This window comes from Intrasporangium sp., assembly GCF_040414665.1.
Taxonomy (GTDB): Bacteria; Actinomycetota; Actinomycetes; order Actinomycetales; family Dermatophilaceae; genus Intrasporangium.
The window spans coordinates 18,199-39,253 of record NZ_JBEDUL010000078.1; the positions used below are offsets into that span (position 1 = coordinate 18,199).

At 70.3% G+C, this 21,055-nt stretch carries 21 protein-coding genes; 11 read left to right on the top strand and 10 right to left on the bottom strand.

Annotation, left to right across the window (positions count from 1 at the left end; genetic code table 11):
* Positions 1–28 precede the first annotated feature (28 nt).
* Positions 29–1,642 (top strand): acyl-CoA carboxylase subunit beta, encoded by a 1,614-nt coding sequence (locus ABF401_RS08915; RefSeq protein WP_353509189.1) that lies wholly within the window; start codon positions 29–31, stop codon positions 1,640–1,642.
* Complete coding sequence (locus tag ABF401_RS08920) at positions 1,596–2,903, top strand: hypothetical protein (protein ID WP_353509190.1); 1,308 nt, start codon at positions 1,596–1,598, stop codon at positions 2,901–2,903. The genes ABF401_RS08915 and ABF401_RS08920 overlap by 47 nt, the downstream gene beginning before the upstream one ends.
* A gap of 108 nt (positions 2,904–3,011) precedes the next feature.
* Here the strand turns inward: ABF401_RS08920 and ABF401_RS08925 are convergent, their stop codons facing one another.
* From ABF401_RS08925 to ABF401_RS08945, 5 genes are all read right to left on the bottom strand, one after another.
* Positions 3,012–3,665, bottom strand: a complete 654-nt coding sequence (locus tag ABF401_RS08925) for a nucleoside triphosphate pyrophosphatase (RefSeq protein WP_353509191.1) — start codon at positions 3,663–3,665, stop codon at positions 3,012–3,014.
* 75 nt (positions 3,666–3,740) lie between these two features.
* On the bottom strand, positions 3,741–5,363 hold the full coding sequence (locus ABF401_RS08930) for a DUF885 domain-containing protein (RefSeq protein WP_353509225.1): 1,623 nt from the start codon (positions 5,361–5,363) through the stop codon (positions 3,741–3,743).
* Positions 5,364–5,509: 146 nt separating this feature from the next.
* Positions 5,510–7,177, bottom strand: a complete 1,668-nt coding sequence (gene pknB, locus ABF401_RS08935; RefSeq protein WP_353509192.1) for a Stk1 family PASTA domain-containing Ser/Thr kinase — start codon at positions 7,175–7,177, stop codon at positions 5,510–5,512.
* A 129-nt stretch (positions 7,178–7,306) separates the two neighbouring features.
* On the bottom strand, positions 7,307–7,531 hold the full coding sequence (locus tag ABF401_RS08940) for an acyl-CoA carboxylase subunit epsilon (RefSeq protein ID WP_353509193.1): 225 nt from the start codon (positions 7,529–7,531) through the stop codon (positions 7,307–7,309).
* Complete coding sequence (locus tag ABF401_RS08945; RefSeq protein ID WP_353509194.1) at positions 7,528–9,147, bottom strand: acyl-CoA carboxylase subunit beta; 1,620 nt, start codon at positions 9,145–9,147, stop codon at positions 7,528–7,530. Before ABF401_RS08945 ends, ABF401_RS08940 begins: the two co-directional genes overlap by 4 nt.
* Before the next feature lie 174 nt (positions 9,148–9,321).
* On the opposite strand from ABF401_RS08945, the gene ABF401_RS08950 reads away from it, so the two are divergent.
* The 8 genes from ABF401_RS08950 to purE all read left to right on the top strand — a co-directional run bounded on the left by ABF401_RS08950 (position 9,322) and on the right by purE (position 16,639).
* Entirely contained in the window at positions 9,322–10,062 is a 741-nt protein-coding gene (locus ABF401_RS08950) for a biotin--[acetyl-CoA-carboxylase] ligase (protein ID WP_353509195.1), read from the top strand.
* A complete protein-coding gene (locus ABF401_RS08955; RefSeq protein ID WP_353509196.1) occupies positions 10,059–11,192 on the top strand; it encodes an adenylate/guanylate cyclase domain-containing protein in 1,134 nt (377 codons plus the stop codon). The genes ABF401_RS08950 and ABF401_RS08955 overlap by 4 nt, the downstream gene beginning before the upstream one ends.
* Before the next feature lie 39 nt (positions 11,193–11,231).
* The gene (locus tag ABF401_RS08960) at positions 11,232–12,056 is read left to right on the top strand and encodes an enoyl-CoA hydratase/isomerase family protein (RefSeq protein ID WP_353509197.1); all 825 of its coding nucleotides are present in this window, start codon (positions 11,232–11,234) and stop codon (positions 12,054–12,056) included.
* A gap of 435 nt (positions 12,057–12,491) precedes the next feature.
* A complete protein-coding gene (locus ABF401_RS08965) occupies positions 12,492–13,172 on the top strand; it encodes a response regulator transcription factor (protein ID WP_353509198.1) in 681 nt (226 codons plus the stop codon).
* A gap of 2 nt (positions 13,173–13,174) precedes the next feature.
* Positions 13,175–14,203 carry a sensor histidine kinase gene (locus tag ABF401_RS08970; RefSeq protein WP_353509199.1) on the top strand — a complete coding sequence of 343 codons (1,029 nt, stop codon included), beginning with the start codon at positions 13,175–13,177 and terminating at the stop codon, positions 14,201–14,203.
* Between the two features lie 39 nt (positions 14,204–14,242).
* Positions 14,243–14,866, top strand: coding sequence for a GtrA family protein (locus tag ABF401_RS08975; RefSeq protein ID WP_353509200.1), 624 nt, complete (start codon positions 14,243–14,245; stop codon positions 14,864–14,866).
* Between the two features lie 11 nt (positions 14,867–14,877).
* Positions 14,878–16,071 (top strand): 5-(carboxyamino)imidazole ribonucleotide synthase, encoded by a 1,194-nt coding sequence (locus tag ABF401_RS08980; RefSeq protein WP_353509201.1) that lies wholly within the window; start codon positions 14,878–14,880, stop codon positions 16,069–16,071.
* Between the two features lie 37 nt (positions 16,072–16,108).
* Positions 16,109–16,639, top strand: coding sequence for a 5-(carboxyamino)imidazole ribonucleotide mutase (gene purE, locus ABF401_RS08985; protein ID WP_353509202.1), 531 nt, complete (start codon positions 16,109–16,111; stop codon positions 16,637–16,639).
* Position 16,640: 1 nt separating this feature from the next.
* On the opposite strand, the gene ABF401_RS08990 is transcribed toward purE, so the two are convergent.
* Positions 16,641–17,099, bottom strand: coding sequence for a CoA-binding protein (locus ABF401_RS08990; RefSeq protein WP_353509203.1), 459 nt, complete (start codon positions 17,097–17,099; stop codon positions 16,641–16,643).
* A gap of 60 nt (positions 17,100–17,159) precedes the next feature.
* Between ABF401_RS08990 and ABF401_RS08995 the strand changes: the two genes are divergently transcribed.
* Positions 17,160–18,194 carry an LLM class F420-dependent oxidoreductase gene (locus ABF401_RS08995; RefSeq protein WP_353509204.1) on the top strand — a complete coding sequence of 345 codons (1,035 nt, stop codon included), beginning with the start codon at positions 17,160–17,162 and terminating at the stop codon, positions 18,192–18,194.
* Positions 18,195–18,197: 3 nt separating this feature from the next.
* On the opposite strand, the gene ABF401_RS09000 is transcribed toward ABF401_RS08995, so the two are convergent.
* From ABF401_RS09000 to ABF401_RS09015, 4 genes are read right to left on the bottom strand one after another with little or no spacing between them, the layout of a single operon-like run.
* Positions 18,198–19,019: an SDR family oxidoreductase gene (locus ABF401_RS09000; protein ID WP_353509205.1), complete on the bottom strand. Its 822-nt coding sequence runs from the start codon at positions 19,017–19,019 to the stop codon at positions 18,198–18,200.
* A gap of 3 nt (positions 19,020–19,022) precedes the next feature.
* Positions 19,023–19,769: an acylneuraminate cytidylyltransferase family protein gene (locus tag ABF401_RS09005; protein WP_353509206.1), complete on the bottom strand. Its 747-nt coding sequence runs from the start codon at positions 19,767–19,769 to the stop codon at positions 19,023–19,025.
* The gene (locus ABF401_RS09010; RefSeq protein WP_353509207.1) at positions 19,766–20,782 is read right to left on the bottom strand and encodes a Gfo/Idh/MocA family protein; all 1,017 of its coding nucleotides are present in this window, start codon (positions 20,780–20,782) and stop codon (positions 19,766–19,768) included. Before ABF401_RS09010 ends, ABF401_RS09005 begins: the two co-directional genes overlap by 4 nt.
* A gap of 52 nt (positions 20,783–20,834) precedes the next feature.
* Positions 20,835–21,008 (bottom strand): hypothetical protein, encoded by a 174-nt coding sequence (locus ABF401_RS09015; RefSeq protein ID WP_353509208.1) that lies wholly within the window; start codon positions 21,006–21,008, stop codon positions 20,835–20,837.
* Positions 21,009–21,055: the final 47 nt, after the last annotated feature.

Here is a 21,055-nt window from a genome sequence, read left to right on the forward strand (position 1 = left end):
GTGCGATTCAACAGGCAGGATGAGCCGTATGCCGCTGAGTGACCTCCCAGCCCAAGGCCCCTTCGCGACGGACTCCGTCCGGGACGGCGTCCATGACGACGAGCGCGTCGCCGACGTCCGGGCCCGCCTCAACGCGGCCTGGCACGCGTCGGAGCTGGCCCCGGAGAAGGCCCGGGCGAAGCTCGACGCACAGGGCAAGATCTACGTCCGCGACCGGATCGGGTTGCTCTTCGACGAGGGCTCCTTCGTCGAGGACGGCCGCTACGCCAACGCGTTGCAGCGGGGGCTGCCGGCCGATGGCGTGGTGACCGGCCGGGGGACCGTGGATGGCCGGCCGGCAGTAGTCATCGCGAACGACCCGACCGTCAAGGCGGGCTCCTGGGGCAGCCGCACGGTCGAGAAGATCGTCCGCGCCACGGAGATGGCCCTGCGCGAGGAGCTGCCCGTCTTCTGGTTCGTCGACTCCGCCGGGGCGCGGATCACCGACCAGGTCGAGATGTTCCCCGGACGCCGCGGAGCCGGCCGGATCTTCCACAACCAGGTGGCGCTCTCGGGCAAGGTGCCGCAGATCTGCTGCCTCTTCGGTCCCTCGGCCGCGGGCGGGGCCTACATCCCGAGCTTCTGTGACGTCATCATCATGGTCGAGGGCAACGCCTCGATGTACCTCGGCAGCCCGCGGATGGCCGAGATGGTCGTGGGGGAGAAGGTCACCCTCGAGGAGATGGGCGGCGCTCGGATGCACTGCACGGTCTCCGGGGTCGGCGACCTGCTCGCTGAGGACGACGTCGAGGCGATCGAGCTGGCCAAGCTGTACTTCTCGTACGTGCCGGGCACGTGGCGTGACCAGCCGCCGAGCTACCACGCCGAGGAGCCGTCGGCGCCGCTGACGAGGCACACCGTCCCGGAGCGCGAGTCCGTGCCCTTCGACATCCACACCGTCATCGACGGACTCGTCGACGAGGACTCGTTCTTCGAGCTCAAGCCGCTCTGGGCGGGCGAGCTCGTCATCGGCTTCGGCCGGATGGCCGGTGAGACGGTCGGCATCGTGGCGAACAACTCGATGGTCAAGGGCGGCGTCCTCTTCACGGACAGTGCCGACAAGGCCGCCCGCTTCATCTGGCTCTGCGACGCCTTCTCCATCCCGCTCGTCTACCTCGCGGACGTCCCGGGCTTCATGATCGGCTCGGAGGTGGAGCGAGGAGGGATCATCCGGCACGGAGCCAAGATGGTCAGCGCGGTGTCCTCCGCGACCGTGCCCCAGTTCTGCGTTGTCGTCCGCAAGGCGTACGGAGCCGGTCTCTACGCCATGGCCGGACCGGGCTTCGGTCCGGACGCGACGATCGCCCTGCCGACGGCCCGGATCGCCGTGATGGGACCGGAGGCCGCGGTCAACGCGGTGTATGCGAACAAGATCGCGGAGGTCGAGGCGGCGGACGGCCCAGAGGCACGCGACGCGTTCGTGGCCGCGCGTCGCGCCGAGTACGAGGAGGACGTGGACATCGAGCGGCTGGCCGCCGATCTCGTCCTGGACTCGATCATCGAGGCGGACCAGTTGCGTGCGGACCTCGTTCGCAGGCTGGCTTATGCTGCCCGGCGTGACCGTCACTTCAGCGAACGACGCCGCTCAGTCCCGCCGGTCTGAGCCGCGGCTGGCCGAGCGGCTCGAGCGCGTCGACCACGAGGCCGAGGCGGGCCAGCCCTGGTGGCGCCGCTTCGGGTTCTGGTTCCCGATCGCGGTCTACGCAATCTCGCGGATCTACGTCCTCGTCGCCGGCATCCTGCTGGCGAAGGGTCAGATCGCGTTGCCCATCGGGCTGGAGCGCATCCGCATCTCGTACCCGCTGCCGGCCGACCCGGGCTACCTCGCCGCGATGACGAACTGGGACGGCCAGTGGTACCGCGTCATCGCCGAGGCGGGCTATCCACGGGTCCTGCCCCGCGTCGGCCACGGCGGGATCGACATGAACCCCTGGGCGTTCTTCCCGGTCTTCCCGCTCACCGTCCGGGCGATCATGACGGTCACCGGACTGCCGTTCGTCGTCGTCGCTCCGCTGCTCTCGACGCTCGTCGGTTTCGTCGCGATCTTCCTGCTCTTCAAGCTCATCGACGAAGCCGTCGGTCGCTGGGAGGCCATCGTTGCGGTCGTGGCGACCTGCTTCTACATCGCCTCGCCGGTGTTCTCGGCCGCCTACACCGAGTCGGCTGCCCTGCTCCTCGTCGTGGCGATCCTGATGCTGCTGCGGGCCAGGCGGTACTGGTGGGTCGCCGTCCTGCTCGTCGTGCTGTCCCTGACGCGGAACGTCGTCATCGCCATGGTGCCGGTCATCATCGCCCACGCCGTCGTCCGCTGGCGCCAGGACGACGAAGGCCCTCACCCGGTCCGCCTCCGCTGGGGGATGGCGGCGCTGGCGGCCTGGGCGGGAGCGCTCACCCTGCTCTGGCCGACGATCGTCTCGGTCGTGACGCAGACCCCGGACGCCTACAACCAGACCATGCTCGCCTGGAACATCCAGACGAAGGTCAAGCTCTACATGTGGTGGAACCTGCTCTACACCTACTGGGGTGTCATCGGGCAGGGCCTCGGCATCCTCGCCGTGGCGGCCTTCACCTGGTTCATGCTCTCGAAGCACTCGTGGCGCTGGGGGCCCGAGATCTGGGGCTGGGCGGGGGCCTACCCCGGCTACATCCTCCTCGTGACGAGCACGACGCCGAGCCGGGTCCGTTACGCCCTGCTGGCCTTCCCGATGACGCTCATCATCGCGTGGTTCCTCAAGCTGAAGTGGTGGAGCCGGTGGCGCTACTGGATCCTCGCGGGGATCGTCGTCGTCGGCGCCGTCCAGATGTGGTGGTGGCTCGAGCACTACCTCATCATCAAGAACCTGGCTGACGACCTCTACCCCTAGCCGACACGACGCACCACACCGAGCAGTAGCCAAGTGGCCGCGGCTATTTTCGCCGGGTGTTGACCAGTGCTCGGTGTGTTGCGGGGTCGGAGGTCGGGTCGGGGGCGGTCAGGGGGTGACGATGTCGAACCAGCCGATTCCGGCGTCGGCCAGCAGCTCTCGCAGCAGCGGCAGCGACAACCCGACCACGTTGTGGTGATCCCCCTCGATCCCGGCGACGAAGGGTCCACCGAGGCCGTCAATGGTGAACGCCCCGGCCACCTTCAGCGGCTCGCCCGTGGCGACGTAGGCGTCGATCTCCTCGTCGGAGACCCGGGCGAAGTGCACCGTCGTCGAGGCCACCGCCCCGATCGTCGCACCGCCGGAGTCGCGGTCGTCGACGAGCCAGTGGCCGGTGTGCAGGAACCCGGTCCGCCCGCGCATCCGACGCCATCGGGTCACCGCCTCGGCCGGGCTGGCCGGCTTGCCGTGCACCTCGCCGTCGAGCTGGAGCACGGAGTCGCAGCCGAGCACCAGTGCGGGCGACTCGTTGCGGCTCGCCACGTCCTCGGCCTTCGCGCGCGCCAGGACCAGGGCGATGTCGACGGCCCCGAGCGGTCCGTACCGGTCGAGGGCCTCGGCCACGACGAGGTCCTCGTCGACCTCGCTCACCACGACCGTGGGCTCCACTCCCGCGCCCCTCAGGGTCTTCAGCCGCGCCGGCGACGCGGAACCGAGCACGAGCGGGACGGGGCGGTCGGGCGGCAGCGGGCTCAGCGGCATACGACGGAATGTACGGCACGGACAGCGAGACGGCGCCGCCTCCGCGAAGGGGGCGACGCCGTCAGCGTCAAGCGGTCAGAACTCCCCGAGCACGGCTGCGCGCAAGGTGTCCAGACCCACGCCGCCGATGTCGAGCGCCCGGCGGTGGAATGCCTTGAGGTCGAAGGCATCTCCCTCACGCCGTTTGACCTCGTCGCGCAGCTGGAGCCAGAGGCGCTCGCCGACCTTGTAGGCGGGAGCCTGACCCGGCCAGCCCAGGTAGCGGTTCAGCTCGAAGCGCAGCGTCCTCTCGTCCATGAAGCCGTAGCGGGTCAGGTACGTCCACGCCTTGTCGTAGTCCCACGCACCTCCGCCGACCTCCTCGGGGGCCTCGAAGCCGCAGTGCACGCCGATGTCGATGACGACCCGGGCAGCGCGAAGCGACTGTCCCCCAAGCCAGCCCATGCGGTTGCCCGGGTCGTCCATGTAACCGAGCTCGGCCATGAGGCGCTCCGCGTAGAGCGCCCAGCCCTCGGCATGGCCCGACGTGAACGAGTCGAGGCGGCGCCACTTGTTCAGCAGCGCGGACCGGTAGACCGTCTGTGCGATCTGCAGGTGGTGGCCCGGGACGCCTTCGTGGTAGACGGTCGTCAGCTCGTTCCACGTCTGGAACTCGGTCTTGCCCTTGGGGACGCTCCACCACATCCGTCCGGGCCGGCTGAAGTCGTCGCTGGGACCGGTGTAGTAGATGCCGCCGGTCTGCGTGGGAGCGATCATGCACTCGATCCGCTGGACCGGCTCCGGGATGTCGAAGTGGACGTCCTTGAGGTTGCGGATCACCTCGTCAGCGCGTTCCTGCATCCACGCCTGGAGCGCGTCGGTGCCGTGGAGCTGGTAGGTCGGGTCGGCATCGAGGATCTCGACGGCCCGCTGGACGCTCGCCCCGGGCTCGAGGCCCTCCGCGATCTCCTTCATCTGGGCGTGGAGGCTGGCTACCTCGCGCTGCCCCCATGCGTAGGTCTCCTCGAGGTCGACGGCTGCGCCGAGGAACGAGCGCGACTCGAGCGTGTAACGCTCCCGCCCGCAGGCGTCGGCCTCCGGGGCGTGCGGGAGCAGTTCACGCTCCAGCCAGTCCGCCATGGTGCCGTATGCCGCTGACGCCGCCTTCGCGGCGGCACTGAGCTCGGTCTTGGCGTTGCCGTCGAGAGGGCCGACCGCCGTCTCCGCGCGGGCGACCAGCGTGGCGAAGTAGCCGTCGTCTGCCGTCAGGTCGCGAGACTGCTCGGCGCAGGCGACAACCTGGCGTCGGGGCGAGACCAGGCCCCGCTCCCGGGCTGACAGGAGCGACTCCCGGTAGCCCTCGAGGGCCGCTGGAATGCGGGACATGCGGACCGCGAAGGTGTGCCAGTGGGCCTCCGACTCGTGCGGCATGAGGTCGAAGATGTCGCGCACGAGCTGCAGCGGGGAGGCCAGGACGTTGAGGGCCATCTCGTCGAGCCCGGCAGCGTGTCGCTGCTCGGCCAGCTCCAGGCGGTCGGTGAGCGCGGCAATGGTCACCCGGTCGACGTCGTCCGTCGGCGTGGCTGTCGCCAGCTCTGCGAGCGTCGACCGCCGCAGCTCGCTGTGGGCGGCGTGCCCGGCAGGGGAGAAGTCGTCGAGCTCGTCCTCGCGACCCGGCACGCCCAGATAGGTGGCCTGGATCGGGCTGAGCTCGACCATCGCGTCGAGGTACTTCTCGGCGAGGCGGTCGACATCGGTCTGGGGGCGCGTCGTGGGCGCCTCGGTGGTGGTGGTGTCAGTCACCGACCGAACGTATCCCAGCCCGTGGCCCCAGGACACCAGGAATCTCTTGGGGTAGCGCCGCCCTAGTCGTTCTGGTTGTCGGGCTTCTTCTTGCCCTTCTTGTCGTTGCCGGTGCCGTTTCCTGAGTCACCGGAGTTGCCGGAGTTGCCGGAGTTGCCCGAGTCACGGGACGCACCAGCCGAGACGACGAGGACGACGACGCCATCGCTGGCGGGCTCGCCCGATGCCGGCCAGCTGCCGACGACGGTGCCCGGTGCCTCAGCCGACGGGATGGGGGCGGTGCTGTACCGCAGGCTCGCGCGCTTGAGAATCGTCGTGGCGTCGTCGGCCGTCGCGCCCGCCAGGCCCTCGGGAACCACGACCGGCTCGACCCCACCGGGCAGCTGGCCGCGACTGACGACGAGGACCGCGGTCTGGCCGCGATCCATGACCTCGCCCTGCTTGGGGAAGGTGCCGATGACCTGTCCCTCGGGGGCGCCCGACCGGACGAGCACCCACCAGACCCTGAGGCCACGCGCCTTGAGGTCCTCGACGACATCGGCTCGTTCCCGACCGACGGCATCGCGAGGCATCGCGGGACCCTCGGGAGTGTCCGGTTCCTGGCTGGTTGGCTGCTCCTGGGACGTGGTCGTGGGCGACGCGACAGGCTGGTTGACCGGCTCGTCCCCACGGTTCAGCGCCAGCGTTGCCGCCGCCGCGATGGCGACCGCTGCCAGCGTGGCGACGACCCAGCGCACACGGGAACGGCCGCTGTGCGACGTGCCTTCGGTGCGGCTCCGCTGCGCGGCACGTGTCGCCTCAGCGCGGTCGTGGGGGACAGCGGCCCTGGGGCTGGCCAGGGCGTGCGTGGCCGCGGGAAGGACGCTGGTGGCCGAGTGCTGAGCCGGCTGCGAGAGCGCGGCCGTCGGTGCACTGTGGCTGGGGCGGGCCGTGGCGACCTGTCGCAGCGCGGCCGCCATGGCCCCGACATCCGGGAACCGGTCGCGAGGGTCCATGGCCGTCGCCCGGGCCACGACCTCGTCGAGAGCGATGGGGAGGTCCGGGGCGAGGGAGCTCGGTCGGGGGACCTCGCTGTCGAGGTGGCGCAGTGCGACGGTGACCGGGGAGTCGCCGTCGAAGGGCACGCTGCCCGTGAGCATCTGGAAGAGGAGGACGCCGACGGAGTACTGGTCGGAGGCCTCGTTCGCGGGCTCACCACGCACCATCTCGGGCGAGACGTACTGCGCCGTCCCCATGATCGTCCCGGTCTCCGTCAGGGACGAGCCGCCGAGCGCCCTGGCGATCCCGAAGTCGGTCACCTTGACCGCGCCTTGCGGCGTGATGATGACGTTGCTCGGCTTGATGTCGCGGTGGACGAAGCCGGCCTCGTGTGCGGCGCCCAGGGCGTCGCACACCTGGGCGGTCATCCGGGCGGCCTCCTGGGCCGGGATCCGGCCCCGCTCGGCCAGCACCTTGGCCAGGTCGCGGCCCTCCACGAGCTCCATGACGATGAAGTGGGTCGCCCCGTCCTGGCCGTAGTCGAGGATCCGCGCCACCGACGGGTGCGTGAGTCGCGCCGACATCAACGCCTCGCGGCGGAACCGCTCGACGAAGTCGCCAGAGTCGGCGAGCTCCTCGCGCAGCAGCTTGACGGCGACCCTTCGATGAAGGCGCGTGTCCATGGCGACATGGACCTCGCCCATGCCGCCGGCAGCGATGCGGGACTCCAGCTCGTAGCGATTTGCAAGCATCACGACGTCTTCAGTGGTACGGCAGGCACAAGGAGAGAGGCTAGACCACTCCGGGCCAAGACGGGGCATCAGGAACGCGGCCTGTGCCGGAGCGGGGCGCTGTGGCCGCTGTGGCCGCTGTGTCGGTGGTCAACGCCGGGGCAGCGAGCTCGACGCCCAGCCACCGCGGCGGGCCGACGGGCCGACGAGACGCCACGACGGGTCGGACCACGGGGAGGGACGCCGCGGCCGGGTCTCGGTGCCGCTGCCGCCGACAACCGCCAGAAGGGCGGTCAGCGCCGCCACCTCCTCCGGAGTGGCGGTGCCGCGCTCGATCCGGATCGCCACCGGGTTCGTCGGGTTGTGGGCGGTCACAGCGGGATGTTCCCGTGCTTCTTGGGCGGCAGCGTGTCGCGCTTGCTGCGCAGGGCCCGCAGCGCCCTCGTGACGTTCATCCGCGTGTTCGACGGCGAGATGACGGTGTCGATGTAGCCGCGTTCTGCCGCGATGTACGGGTTGGCGAGGGTCTCCTCGTAGTGCGTGATGAGCTCTTGGCGCTTGGCCTCGACGTCGCCGCCCTCGGCGGCCACGGCCGCGAGCTCCTTGCGATAGAGGATGTTGACGGCTCCCTGCGCCCCCATCACGGCGATCTGCCCGGTCGGCCAGGACAGGTTGATGTCGGCGCCGAGGTGCTTGGACCCCATGACGTCGTACGCGCCGCCGTAGGCCTTCCGCGTGATGACCGTCACCTTCGGGACCGTCGCCTCCGCGTAGGCGTAGATCAGCTTGGCACCGCGGCGGATGATGCCGTCCCACTCCTGGGACGTGCCGGGCAGGAAGCCGGGAACGTCGACGAAGGTCAGCACCGGCACGTTGAAGCAGTCGCAGGTGCGGACGAACCGGGCGGCCTTCTCGGAGGCATCGATGTCGAGCGTCCCGGCGAACTGCATCGGCTGGTTGGCGACGACGCCGATGGACATCCCGTCGATGCGGGCGAACCCGGTGATGATGTTCGGCGCGAACAATGGCTGCACCTCGAGGAACTCCCCATCGTCCACGACGTGGGAGATGACCTCGCTCATGTCGTACGGGACGTTGGGCGAGTCGGGGATGCACGTGTCGAGCCACCGGTCGCCGTCGGTGACGGTGAGGTCGGCCTCGCCCTCGTCGTAGGACGGCGGCGTCTCGAGGTTGTTGCTCGGCAGGTAGGACAGCAGCGCCTTGACGTAGTCGATGGCGTCCTGCTCGTCGGTGCCCATGTAGTGCGCCACGCCCGACTTGCTGTTGTGCGTCTTGGCACCGCCGAGCTCCTCGAAGCCGACGTCCTCGCCGGTGACCGTCTTGATGACGTCCGGACCGGTGATGAACATGTGGCTGGTCTGGTCGACCATGACGGTGAAGTCGGTGATGGCCGGGGAGTAGACCGCGCCGCCCGCGCACGGCCCCATGATGAGGCTGATCTGCGGGATGACGCCGGATGCGCGGACGTTGCGGTAGAAGATCTCGCCGTAGAGGCCGAGCGAGACCACGCCCTCCTGGATCCTCGCACCGCCGGAGTCGTTGAGGCCGATCACCGGGCAGCCGATCTTCATCGCGAAGTCCATGACCTTGACGATCTTCTCGCCGAAGACCTCGCCCAGCGAGCCGCCGAAGACGGTGAAGTCCTGCGCGAAGATGGCCACCTGCCGGCCGTCGATCATCCCGTAGCCCGTGACGACGCCATCGCCGTACGGCCGGTTGCTCTCCTGCCCGAACTGGTTGCTCCGATGCCGGGCGTACTTGTCCATCTCGATGAAGGTGCCCTCATCGAGGAGCATCTCGATGCGCTCCCGCGCCGTCTTCTTCCCCCGCTTGTGCTGCTTGTCGACCGCCCGCTCCGACCCGGCGTGGGCGACTTCGGCGACCCGACGCTTGAGGTCCGCGAGCTTCCCGGCCGTCGTCGACAGGTCGATGGTCTGCTGCGCCTCAGCGGCCGCCTGCTCCGATGCCATGGCGAGCACTCTAGTCTTGGGGAAGTGCGCGAATCGCTCCGTCCCGACCGCATCCGTGCGGCATTGGTCACGTCTGGTCAGCCGTGGCAGTCGGTCGAGTTCCATCCCTCGATCGTCTCGACGAACAGCCGCGCCTCCGAGATCGTGAGCACGTGTGCCGACACACGGGGAGCCATGACCGCCGTGATCCCAGCAGGGTATGCCGCTGAGTCAGTTCCGGACGCAACGCCGCTGTGGCGCATCGTCCTCACGGACGACCAGACGGGTGGGCGGGGTCGGCTGGGACGGTCGTGGGAGGTGCCCCCCCGGGCCTCGATCGCCGTGTCGGCAGTCGTCCCGGCGCCCGACCCCGGGATGCTGGCGTGGGTGTCCCTGCTGGCCGGGGTGGCGCTGGTCCGTGCGGTCACGGCGGTGACGACCTCCGCGGGAACACCCGTCGAGACCCGGCTCAAGTGGCCCAATGACCTCCTCGTCCCGGCCGATGCCGATCGGAAGGTCGCCGGAATCCTCTGCGAGCTCACTGGATGGGGGCAGGGCCGGCATGCCGTCGTCGTCGGTGCTGGAGTCAACGTGGACCAGCGCCGTGACGAGCTCCCCGTGCACACGGCGACGTCGCTGCGCCTCGCCGGAGCGGAGATCCGCCGCGAGGACCTCATCATCGCCTACCTGCGTGAACTACCCGCCGTGCTGCGTGACGCGTCGGCGCGCGATGAGTACCGCCGGTTGTGCGCGACCCCGGGCTCCCAGGTGCGGGTCCACCTGCCGTCCGGCGCTGTCGTCGAAGGACGGGCCACGCGGGTCGACGACTCCGGCGCCCTCGTCGTCGAGGTCGCCGGAGGGGAGCAGGCCTTCTCCGCGGGCGACGTGGTCCACGTCCGCCCGGGCCGGAGCACGGCTGGCATGATCGGGACATGACGGAGGCAGGCGGGACGGGGGACCGTGGATCCCGGCCCGACGGTGCCGCAGCCGATTCGGCCCCGCCATCCGAGCCCTTCGACGCGGACCTCGACGCCAAGGAGGTGACCGAGAGGCTGCTCGGGCGGCCCCTCGAGCTGCGGCGGCGTGACGTCACGCGCGAGGCGGGTGTCTCGCTCCGGTCGGCCCAGAAGTTCTGGCGTGCCCTGGGCTTCCCCGTCGTCTACACCGATGACGAGCTGTTCACCGCGTCCGACGTGGACGCCCTGCGGACCGTGGCCGGCATCGTTCGCGAGGGAAGCGTCGACGAGGCGCTGGCTCTCGCCATGACGCGTGCCGTGGCCCGCTCGGCCGACCGGCTCGCCGTGTGGCAGGCCCAGCTCGTCGCCGAGGCCGTCGAGACCGAGATGTCGCTCGCCCGAAGCGCCGACGCCAACCCGGGTGCGGGGGCCGAGACGAGGGTCGTGCCCTCCTTCGAGACCGCGACGGAGACGGCGCACCGCATGGCAGAGCTCGCCGACCGCTTCGAGCCGCTGCTCGTCTACGCGTGGCGGCGGCACCTGAGCGCCGCCATCTCGCGCATGCTCGCCGATGCCGACCCGGAGAGCTACGGCCTGGTCAAGATGCGCTCCGTCGGTTTCGCGGACCTCGTGAACTTCACGTCCCTGGTGCGCAAGATGTCCGAGCGCGACCTCGCCCGTCTCGTCCACCGGTTCGAGCGACTCTCCTCGGACGTCATCACGGCGCACGGCGGACGCCTCATCAAGACGGTGGGCGACGAGGTGCTCTTCACCACCGTCCAGGCCGCCCCGGCGGCCGCCATCGCGCTCGATCTCATCGAGACCATCTCGCAGGACGACGTCCTGCCCGAGGTCCGGTGCGGCATGGCCCGCGGGCCGATCGTCTCGAGCCTGGGGGACGTCTTCGGCACGACCGTCAACCGCGCCTCCCGTCTCACCGCCGTCGCCCAGAGCGGAACCGTGCTCGTCGATGCCACCATGGCGCGCGAGCTCGCCACCCTCTCGGGCTTCCGGCTCACGGGCCAGCGCCGTCGGATCCTGCGAGGTGTCGGACCCGTGTCGCCCTCGCTCCTGCGCCGCGCCTCGGCGGAGGGCCGCGGAGCCACCTGAGCCAGTAACAAGCGCCCACCCCCACCAAGGAGCCCCCGCGTGACCCAGCCTGAGCCGACGCCCACCCCGAGCCGGAACCTTGTGCGTATCGAGCGTTTCGACGAGCCGGCCCTGGTCCACGTTGCCGAGCTCGTGCTCGACCGGCCCGAGGCGCTCAACGCTGTCTCCACCGCCATGGCCGAGGCGATCCGCGAGGCCACCCACCAGCTCGCCGGCGACGACACGGTCCGCTGCGTCGTGCTGACCTCGAGCCACGAGAAGGCGTTCTGCGTCGGTGCCGACCTCAAGGAACGCAACACCCTGACCGATGCCGAGCTCGTGCAGCAGCGACCGCTGGCCCGCTCGGCCTACGGCGGCGTGCTCGCCCTCCCGATGCCCGTGGTCGCGGCCGTGGACGGCTTCGCCCTCGGCGGCGGCTTCGAGCTCGCCCTTTCGTGCGACATCATCGTCGCGGGCGAGGGAGCGCTCGTCGGGCTGCCCGAGGTCGGCGTCGGCGTGATCCCGGGCGGCGGCGGCACCCAGCTGCTCGTCCGGCGCATCGGCTGGTCCCGGGCGGCGCGGATGATCTTCACCGCGGCCAAGCTGCCGGCCGCGGAGGCCCTCGCGATGGCGGCGGTCGACGAAGTCGTCGCGTCAGGCGCGGCCCGAGGCCGGGCGCTCGACCTCGCCCAGGGCATCGCCGCGAACTCGCCGGTCGGGCTGCGCAACGCGAAGCGAGCGATGCGCCTCGGCGCAGACGTCGATCTCGCGTCAGGACTCGAGATCGAGGACGCCTGCTGGCGGGCCACCGCCTTCTCCGGCGACCGCCGTGAAGGCGTTGCCGCGTTCGCGGAGAAGCGCACTCCCAACTGGCCGGGTCGCTGAGTCCGGTTGCTCGAGTGTGCAGTCCGCGCCGGCGCGGGGACTTCGTCGAGTGTGCAGTCCGCGCCGGGCTGGGTCTTCGTCGAGTGTGCAGTTTGCGACGACGGCAACTGCACACTCGACGTGAGGGGGGAGCCGGCTCAGCGGCATACGGCCTGATGGGTTGGTGGAGTGTGCAGTCCGCGCCGGGGGCTGGGACTTCGTCGAGTGTGCAGTTTGAGACGACAGCAACTGCACACTCGACGTGAGGGGGGAACCACGAAGGCGCGCTCTGGGCACTCGACTGGCCGGGGCGGCCCTCGTGTCCGAGCATGCGACACATGCCGCGATGGACACGCCGGTGGCATAAAGGGGCGATATCGGTAGGCTGCGGGTCATTCGGTGCCCGCGGGCCGCCCACGCCATTGGCCCCACAACACGGCGACTGAGGACGGTGACATGACGCGAGTGCTGCTGGCCGAGGATGATCCAGCGATCTCCGAGCCACTCGCACGTGCCCTCCGCCGGGAGGGCTACGACGTCGACGTCCGCGAGGACGGAGCCGCGGCGCTCGACGGAGCCAAGGACAACCCGGACCTCGTCCTGCTCGACCTCGGACTTCCCAAGATCGACGGGCTCGAGGTCTGCCGTCGCCTTCGGGCCGAGGGCAGAAGCATCCCGGTCCTCATCCTCACGGCGCGAGCCGACGAGGTCGACACCGTGGTGGGCCTCGACGCCGGGGCCGACGACTACGTCACCAAACCGTTCCGGCTCGCCGAGCTGCTCGCCCGGGTCCGTGCGCTCCTGCGCCGGACCCCAGTCGATGTGCCAGCCGACACCGGTGACCTCGTCCGGATCGACTCGGACGGACGCCGCGCCTGGTTCAAGGGCGAGGAGCTGCAGCTGACCGCCAAGGAGTTCGACCTGCTCCGCGTCCTCGTTCGCGAGCAGGGCAAGGTCGTCTCGCGCGAGCAGCTCATGCGGGAGATCTGGGACACCTCGTGGTTCGGCTCGACGAAGACCCTCGACATGCACATCTCGGTGCTGCGCCGCAAGCTCGGTGACGACGCGACGTCCCCGCAGTACATTGCCACCGTGCGCGGCGTCGGCTTCCGGTTCGAACGGCCCCGGCCAGAGTGACCGTGCGGCGCGCACTCGACCGGGTGACGCTCGTCACGGCAGCGACCACGGCGGGAGTGGCCGCCGCCGGGACGACCGGCGTCGTCGCCTACGTCGTGACCAGTCGGGCCGACGTCATCCGCGAGTGGCTCGCCACGGATCCATCGGTCGGCATCGTGGGCTTTGCGGGCGCGGCGGCGATCGTGTGCCTCGCCGGCCTGGCCCTCGGCCACCTCGCCAGCCTTCCGCTCCGGCGGCTGCTCGAGCGGTCCGCGACCGCACTGGCCCAGCTGTCCGACCGCTTCGCCAACGGAGAGGCGCGGCTCGAGCCCCTGCACTCCGGCATCGAGCAGCTCGACCACGTGTCCGACGTCATCTCGCGGCGCGCCCATGACATGACCCGCTCGCTCGCCGCCGAGCGCGACTTCGCCTCCGATGCCTCGCACCAGCTGCGCACCCCGCTGACCGCCCTGCTCATGCGCCTCGAGGAGATCGCCGAGACGGACGACGTCGTGGCCATCAAGGAAGAGGCCAACATCGCCATCGCCCAAGTGGAGCGACTCACCCGGGTCGTCGACGACCTTCTGGGTCGCTCCCGAGGCGCCAACGGGCCGGCGCCCGCCGTGTCGCTCGACTCCGTCATCGCCGCCCTCCAACGCGAGTGGCAGCCGGCCTTCGAGCAGGCGAGGCGGTCGGTGCGGGTCCGCGGTGAGCGTGGCCTCTTCGTCAGGTCGACCCCGGTCGCTCTCTCACAGGTCCTCTCGACCCTCCTCGAGAACTCCCTCGCGCACGGCCGCGGCACGGTCGACGTCCACGCCCGACGATCGGGACCGTCGGTCATCGTCGAGGTCAGCGACCAGGGCGAGGGAGTACCCCCTGCGATGGCACCGCACATCTTCGAGCGGTCGGTCAGCAGCGGGCGCGGGCGCGGCACCGGGCTCGGGCTGGCTCTCGCGCGCGACCTCGCCGAGGCCAACGGGGGACGACTCGACCTCGTGCAGGCCCAACCGGCCCGCTTCGCCCTCTTTCTCTCGGAGGCCGAGACCGGCTGAGCCGGGGATGACGGGGCCCGCGCGGGTTACCCTTCGCTGGTGAGACGGTTGCGGGAGTACCTGTTCGTGCGCCACCGGCACAACTGGTTGCTGCTGTTCCGCTTCGCGCTGGTGGGGGCGTCCGGCGTGGTCGTCAACCTGACCACCCTCGTGCTCGTCAAGCGGCTCGGGCCCGACCCGGACGACCCGATCATCGGTCTGCCGTTCACCGACTACAACGTCCGGTGGTACCACGTCTACTCGACGATCGCCTTCCTCGTTGCCAACCTGTGGAACTTCCAGCTCAACCGGTCCTGGACGTTCGGTAAGGGACAGCACAAGTCCTGGTGGCGCGAGTACTGGCCGTTCGTGACGGTCGGCCTGCTCGGTCAGCTCGTCGGGCTCCTGCTGCTCACGCTGCTCATGCACCCCGGCTCACCGCTGGCGCTGCCCACCTCGATCCTCGACGACTCCACCGGGCTGCGGACCCGCCTCTACTGGGCGCAGCTGATCGTCATCGCCGTCGTCACCCCCATCACCTTCGTCCTCAACAAGCTGTGGACCTTCGCTGCGGTGCGCACGCGACACCGCGAGCTGGCCGACCCCGCTCACACCGAGGCCGTGCTCCACGAGCCGGCGCTGCCCCCGGTGGACGAGGAGTCGACCGAGCCCGCGGCCCACTAGGCTGGGGCGCCGTGACCGAGCCGAAACGCGCCCCCGGAGGCTTCCCCATCGTCGGCGTCGTGGGTGGTGGCCAGCTGGCCCGCATGATGCAGGGACCCGCGATCGAGCTCGGCGTCCAGCTCTCCGTCCTGGCAGAGGACGAAGTCGCCTCCGCCGCGCTCGTCGTCCCGTCCTCCCCGGTCGGACAGCACACCGAGCTCGACCACGTCCTGGACTTCGCCCGATCGTGCGACGTCGTCACCTTCGACCACGAGCACGTGCCGCAGCAGGTGCTGCTCGCCCTCGAGGCGGAGGGCGTCGTCATGCACCCGAGCCGTGCGGCCCTCCGGTTCGCGCAGGACAAGCTCGCGATGCGCGCGCAGTTGACCGAGCTCGGCATCGCCTGTCCACGGTGGGCCGTCGCTCGCGAGGCAGCCGACGTGGAGCGGTTCGGCGAGGAGGTCGGCTGGCCGATCATCGTCAAGACGCCCCGGGGCGGCTACGACGGCAAGGGCGTCATCCTCGCCTCCTCGTCCGAGGACGCGGCCGGCTGGCTCGCGCACGTCGGGGAGCCGGGCCCCATGTCCGACGGCCTCCTCCTCGAGGAGAGGGTCGACTTCACCCGCGAGCTCGCCGCCCTCGTGGCGCGCAGCCCATCGGGTCAGGCCGCCGCGTGGCCCGTCGTCGAGACCGTCCAGACCCAAGGCATCTGCACCGAGGTGCTCGCGCCGGCTCCAGAGCTCGACCCTGAGCTCGCCTCCGTCGCAACCGAGGCGGCACTACGGATCGCCGGCGAGCTCGACGTCACCGGCGTCCTGGCCGTCGAGATGTTCGAGGTGCCCCGTCAGGACGGTCGTCTCGACTACGTCGTCAACGAGCTCGCCATGCGGCCACACAACAGCGGCCACTGGTCGATGGACGGTGCCATCACCGGTCAGTTCGAGCAGCACCTGCGCGCGGTGCTCGACCTGCCCCTCGGCGACCCACGTCCACGGGCGCCGTGGACGGCCATGGCCAACGTCCTGGGTGGGGACTATCCCGACCTGTATCCCGCCTACCGGCACGTCATGGCCCGGGACCCCGCAGCCAAGGTCCACATGTACGGCAAGGGAGTCCGCCCCGGTCGGAAGCTGGGTCACGTCAACGTCAGCGGCGCGGACCTGGCCGACGCACGCGAGCGGGCGAGGCACGCGGCCGACTACCTCCAGGGAGCGATCACCGAATGAACCGAACGATGTGGGGATGAAGGGCGACTGAGGCACGATGGCCGAGCAGATCAGCAAGCCCCTCGTCGGGCTCGTCATGGGCAGTGACAGCGACTGGCCCGTCATGCGCGAGGCTGCAGCAGTCTTGGGGGAGTTCACGATTCCCTACGAGGCTGACGTCGTCTCGGCGCACCGGATGGCGGAGGAGATGATCGCCTACGGCAAGGAGGCGGCCGGCCGCGGGCTGCGCGTCATCGTCGCGGGCGCCGGGGGTGCGGCCCACCTGCCCGGCATGCTCGCCGCAGTGACGCCGCTCCCGGTGATCGGCGTGCCGGTGCCGCTCAGGTACCTCGACGGCATGGACTCGCTCCTGTCGATCGTCCAGATGCCGGCCGGCGTCCCGGTTGCCACGGTCTCCATCGGAGGCGCCCGCAACGCGGGACTCCTTGCCGCGCGGATCGTCGGGACCTCCGACGATGACCTCGGCCGGGCCGTGCGCGAGCGCATGAGCACCTTCCAGGCGGCGCTCCGGGACCAGGCTCACGCCAAGGGCGCGTCCCTGCGAGAAGAGGTCGCCAAGGGTGTCTGAGTCACCCTGAGATCGCCCCGGCGCCGTCGCCGGGCACGATGCGGGGCCACTCGATCTTGGGACACGTGTCCATGACGACGGCAAGCCCGGCCTCGGTCGCCCGCGCCGCGGCCTTCTCGTCGATGACACCGAGCTGGAGCCACAGCGCGCCGATGCCGAGGCGATCCTTCTCGGCGATCGCCTCGTCGACACAGTCGCCGACGAGGGCGCTGTTGACATAGAAGTTGACGACGCGGACGGTCGTCCCATCGGGGATGTCAGCGAGTCGGGCCCGGCCCGGGAAGCCGTGGACGGTGGCCGCGCTGGGATGGACGGGGATGAGATTCATGCCGAGCTCTCGGGCCAGCCAGAGCGACACCCGGTACGCCGTGCGGTTCGGGTTGTCGCCCAAACCGACGACGGCCCAGGTCGCCGGGGTGTGCAGCAGGTCCCTGATGACGGCCGGGTCGTTGTGGTGCATGGCTCCATCCTCACACGCGCGGACCACCGGGGTCGCCCCGGCGATGACAGGATGAAGGACATGAGATTCGGACTATTCATTCCGCAGGGCTGGCGCATGGACCTGGTCGGCATCGATCCGGCCCAGCAGTGGGAGGCCATGGCCGGCCTGGCGAGCTACGCGGACGATGGGGACACCTTCGAGTCGATCTGGGTGTATGACCACTTCCACACCGTCCCGGTCGTCTCGGACGAGGCGACCCACGAGGCGTGGACGCTCATGAGTGCCCTCGCCGCATCGACCACGCGCATCAGGCTGGGCCAGATGTGCACGTGCGTCAGCTACCGCAACCCCGCCTACCTCGCGAAGGTGGCGGCCACGGTCGACGTCATCTCCGGCGGTCGCCTGGAGATGGGCATCGGTGGCGGCTGGTACGAGAAGGAGTGGCGGGCCTATGGCTACGGTTTCCCGTCCGCCGGGGAGCGCCTGGGTCGGCTCCGGGAGGGCGTGCAGATCTTCCGCGACATGTGGACGACCGGGTCGGCGACGCTGGACGGCAAGCACTACCAGGTCGAGGGAGCGCGCTGCGCACCCCGGCCCCTTCAGGGCACGTCGGTCCCCGGCTCGGAGGCCAACGGCATCCCGATCTGGGTCGCGGGCGGTGGCGAGAAGGTGACGCTGCGGATCGCGGCGCAGTATGCCGACTACACGAACTTCTACGACGACGCGGAGACCTTCTCGCGCAAGAGCGACGTCCTGCGGGAGCACTGCCGGGCGGTCGGCAGGGACTTCGACTCGATCGTGCGGACGGGCGACTTCAACGTCGTCATCGGCGAGACCGAGGCGGACGTCGAGGACCGGCTCCGGTTCCACGCCGACCTGCTCCGCCGCGGTGGCGTACCCGACGCTCGCATCGAGCGGCAGATCGACAACCTCCGCACGCAGCCCGCGGTGGGCACTCCGGAACAGGTCGTCGAGGTCATGCAGGACATGGAGCGGCGCGGCATGGGCTACGGGATCCTCTACTTCCAGGAGGCCGCGCACGACCGATCCGGCATCGAGCTCTTCGAGAACACCGTTGCCCGAGAGCTGCGGGGCAGCCCGGCACCCGCATGACGGCTACCAGGCGGTCCAGCCTCCGTCGACGGCGATGACCTGCCCGGTCACGTAGGCGGCCGCGTCCGAGGCCAGCCAGGTCACCACGCCACGGAGGTCGTCCTCGGTGGCCATCCGCCCCAGCGGCGTGAGTCGTTCGTAACGAGAGACGAACGCCTCGTCCTGGCCCCGCGCGATCCCACCGGGGGCGACGGCGTTGACCCTGATGTCGGGAGCGAGGACCGTGGCGAGGTAGCGCGTCAGCTGGGCCAGCCCACCCTTCGAGGCCGCATAGGCAGCGGGGTTGCCCATCCGTGTCCCCTCGTAGAGCGCGAGATTGGGTCCGACGAGGCCGTAGATGCTCGAGACGTTGATGACGCTGCCGTGCCCGTCGGAGCGCAACAGCGGCGCGAGCTGGCGGGTCAGCGAGAACGGCGCGGTGAGGTTGAGGGCGAGGGCCATCGCGAAGGCCTCGTCGGTCTGCTCCTCAAACGGGACGGCGTAGCCCGGGACTCCGGAGGTGCCGGTGAAGGCGGCGTTGTTGACGAGGACGTCGCAGGACCCCATCTCGTGGATCGTCGCCACGACACGCGAGATTCCCTGTGGTTCAAGGAGGTTGCCTGCCAGAGCGACGTGGCCGCCGCCATGGAGCGAGTCCACCGTCTCGGCGCACGCTGCCTCGTCGAGGTCGACGACGACGACATGGGCGCCGGCATCGGCCAGCGTCGCCGACACCACCGACCCGAGCGGGCCGGCGCCACCGGTGACGACTGCGGTGCGGCCGCCGAGGTCAGCCAGCCGAGCGAGTCCCGAGCGGTTGGCGTGGTGGTGACGCGGCTCGTCCATCTGTCACTTCCCTTCGATCCAGGGCAGCTCGATGATGCCGGCCCCGATGAGCGCCTCGATGAGGCGGAACTCGTACGCATCGTCGATCGAGAACGCCTGTGACTCGGGGATCTCCGCACCGGCATGTCGTCCCTCGTCGAACCACGATGACTCGAGGCGGCGGACGAACTCGGCGCGCCACAGGTAGAAGTTCCCGTTGATCCGCAGGAAGCGCTCGACGTCCTGCCGGCGCGTCACCCCCGTCCCCGCCCCGAAGTAGCGTTCGAGGGCGCCGTCAGCCGACCCGGCACCACGCACGCCGACCCATACCGGGTTGAACGTCGGCTCGGACACACTGATGACGCCGTCGAGGCCGTCAGTGGCGAAGAGCCGGTCGGCCGCAGCGGTCAGCTGCTGGGGGACGCGCGCGGGGGAGGTGGGGTCGAGAAGGAGCACAGCGGCATACGGCTGGCCTTCGTCCTGCTCGCACCACTCGAGGGCGTGGCGCACGACGGGTGCCATCGGGGTGTCGTCTGCGGCGAGCGCTGCTGGTCGCAGGAAGGGCGCCTCGCCGCCGTGGTCACGCGCTACTGCAGCGATCTGCTCCGAGTCCGTCGACACGACGCAGCGCGTGACCGCAGGGGTCATCGCTGCGGCGCGGATGCTGTGAGCGATGAGGGGGAGACCCGCGAGAGGTCGAGTGTTCTTGCCGGGCAGGCCTTTCGAGCCGCCGCGGGCGGGGATGACCGCGAGGATGCGCGGCCGCGTCACGACAGTTCCTTGGCGCGGTCGCACAGTTCCAGCGTCGCGAGCCCTTCCGCGAGGGTGGCCGGTGCTCCTGCCGTATGCCGCTGAGCCGGCTTGGCATCAGGCGTCAGCTCGAGTGCCGCGCGGGCTTGTGTGGCCATGACGGCGTCGCGGTCCAGGTCGGCCGGGAAGGTCGTCGTCGTCGGGCGTCCCGTCGTGTCGAGGTGGGTGACGGTCGCGGTCGTCACGTCCCAGTCCAGGACGCCGTCAGGGCCACGGACCGTGATCCCGCGGGCCGCGGGCCGGGTGACGTAGTCGAGGCGACAGGTCACCGTGGCCGTGTCGGTGCACCAGAGCAGGGTGGCGGCCTGCTCCGCCTCGATGTCGAGGGGGCCGGCGTGCTCGAGGTGGGCGCCGAGCAGGGTGGGGCGACCGAGCAGGACCTCGGCGTAGTCGAGCTCGTGGACGAGGTCACGGAGCACACCGCCCTCGTCCAGCCGCGCGGAGTACGACTCCCGGTAGTCCCGGTCCGGGCGCCAGTCGGGCAGCCAGGACTGACAGCGAACGTGCGCGGACACTGGAGCGCCGATGTCGCGGACGACGCTGGCCAGGTGTCGGAAGGCCTCGTGGGCTCGCAGCGGAGCGGCGACCCAGACGTCGGAAGCGCGCGGGTGGGTGGCGAGGGCGTCGGCCAGGAGACGAGTCGGTGCGACGGGCTTCTCGACGAGGACCCGTACTGCCCCGGCATCGAGCGCCTCAATGGCGTCCGCGACGTGGCGACCCGTGTCCGTGGCGATGACGACGAGGTCGGCCGAGGCCAGGGCTGCCGGGCCGGACGAGTCGTTCAGCGTCTGAACTGCTGAGCCACTCGTGGGCGGATCGGGTAGGGGCGCCGGGCGGGGTCGGACCGGCCAGAGCGCCACGTCGGCACCGAGGCGGGTGAGGACGCGCGCGTGGCGCTGCCCGATTGACCCGACGCCACGGACGACGACGCGCGGAGTCACCGACAGGCGGTCGATCTCGTCGCGCTCGGGCACGAGAGCACCCTCTCACGCACCAGAGCGGATCGGGTGCAGGTCCAGGTCGTCGTCAGCGGTGCGTGAGCTCCCGATCAGGACCCGGCCGATTCGGCTCGGTGGACGCCGGTGATTCTCCGGGCACCTTGACCGGCTCTGGTCTGGTGCCGTCCACCACGCCTGCGACGAACCAGAAGGTCACGAACAGGATGAGCAGGGCTCCGGCAACGAGCGGGTCGATGGTCATTGGTTCCTCCTGGTGCATGTCGATGGATGCTTGCGGATTTCGCTACA

Excerpts from the sequence above, each read along its gene's own strand:
- ABF401_RS08915 (WP_353509189.1), top strand. The coding sequence starts at position 29 with ATGCCGCTGAGTGACCTCCCAGCCCAAGGCCCCTTCGCGACGGACTCC.
- ABF401_RS08925 (WP_353509191.1), bottom strand. The coding sequence starts at position 3,665 with ATGCCGCTGAGCCCGCTGCCGCCCGACCGCCCCGTCCCGCTCGTGCTC.
- ABF401_RS08930 (WP_353509225.1), bottom strand. The coding sequence starts at position 5,363 with ATGGTCGAGCTCAGCCCGATCCAGGCCACCTATCTGGGCGTGCCGGGT.
- pknB (WP_353509192.1), bottom strand. The coding sequence starts at position 7,177 with ATGCTTGCAAATCGCTACGAGCTGGAGTCCCGCATCGCTGCCGGCGGC.
- ABF401_RS08945 (WP_353509194.1), bottom strand. The coding sequence starts at position 9,147 with ATGGCATCGGAGCAGGCGGCCGCTGAGGCGCAGCAGACCATCGACCTG.
- ABF401_RS08950 (WP_353509195.1), top strand. The coding sequence starts at position 9,322 with ATGACCGCCGTGATCCCAGCAGGGTATGCCGCTGAGTCAGTTCCGGAC.
- ABF401_RS08955 (WP_353509196.1), top strand. The coding sequence starts at position 10,059 with ATGACGGAGGCAGGCGGGACGGGGGACCGTGGATCCCGGCCCGACGGT.
- ABF401_RS08965 (WP_353509198.1), top strand. The coding sequence starts at position 12,492 with ATGACGCGAGTGCTGCTGGCCGAGGATGATCCAGCGATCTCCGAGCCA.
- purE (WP_353509202.1), top strand. The coding sequence starts at position 16,109 with ATGGCCGAGCAGATCAGCAAGCCCCTCGTCGGGCTCGTCATGGGCAGT.
- ABF401_RS08990 (WP_353509203.1), bottom strand. The coding sequence starts at position 17,099 with ATGCACCACAACGACCCGGCCGTCATCAGGGACCTGCTGCACACCCCG.
- ABF401_RS08995 (WP_353509204.1), top strand. The coding sequence starts at position 17,160 with ATGAGATTCGGACTATTCATTCCGCAGGGCTGGCGCATGGACCTGGTC.
- ABF401_RS09000 (WP_353509205.1), bottom strand. The coding sequence starts at position 19,019 with ATGGACGAGCCGCGTCACCACCACGCCAACCGCTCGGGACTCGCTCGG.
- ABF401_RS09015 (WP_353509208.1), bottom strand. The coding sequence starts at position 21,008 with ATGACCATCGACCCGCTCGTTGCCGGAGCCCTGCTCATCCTGTTCGTG.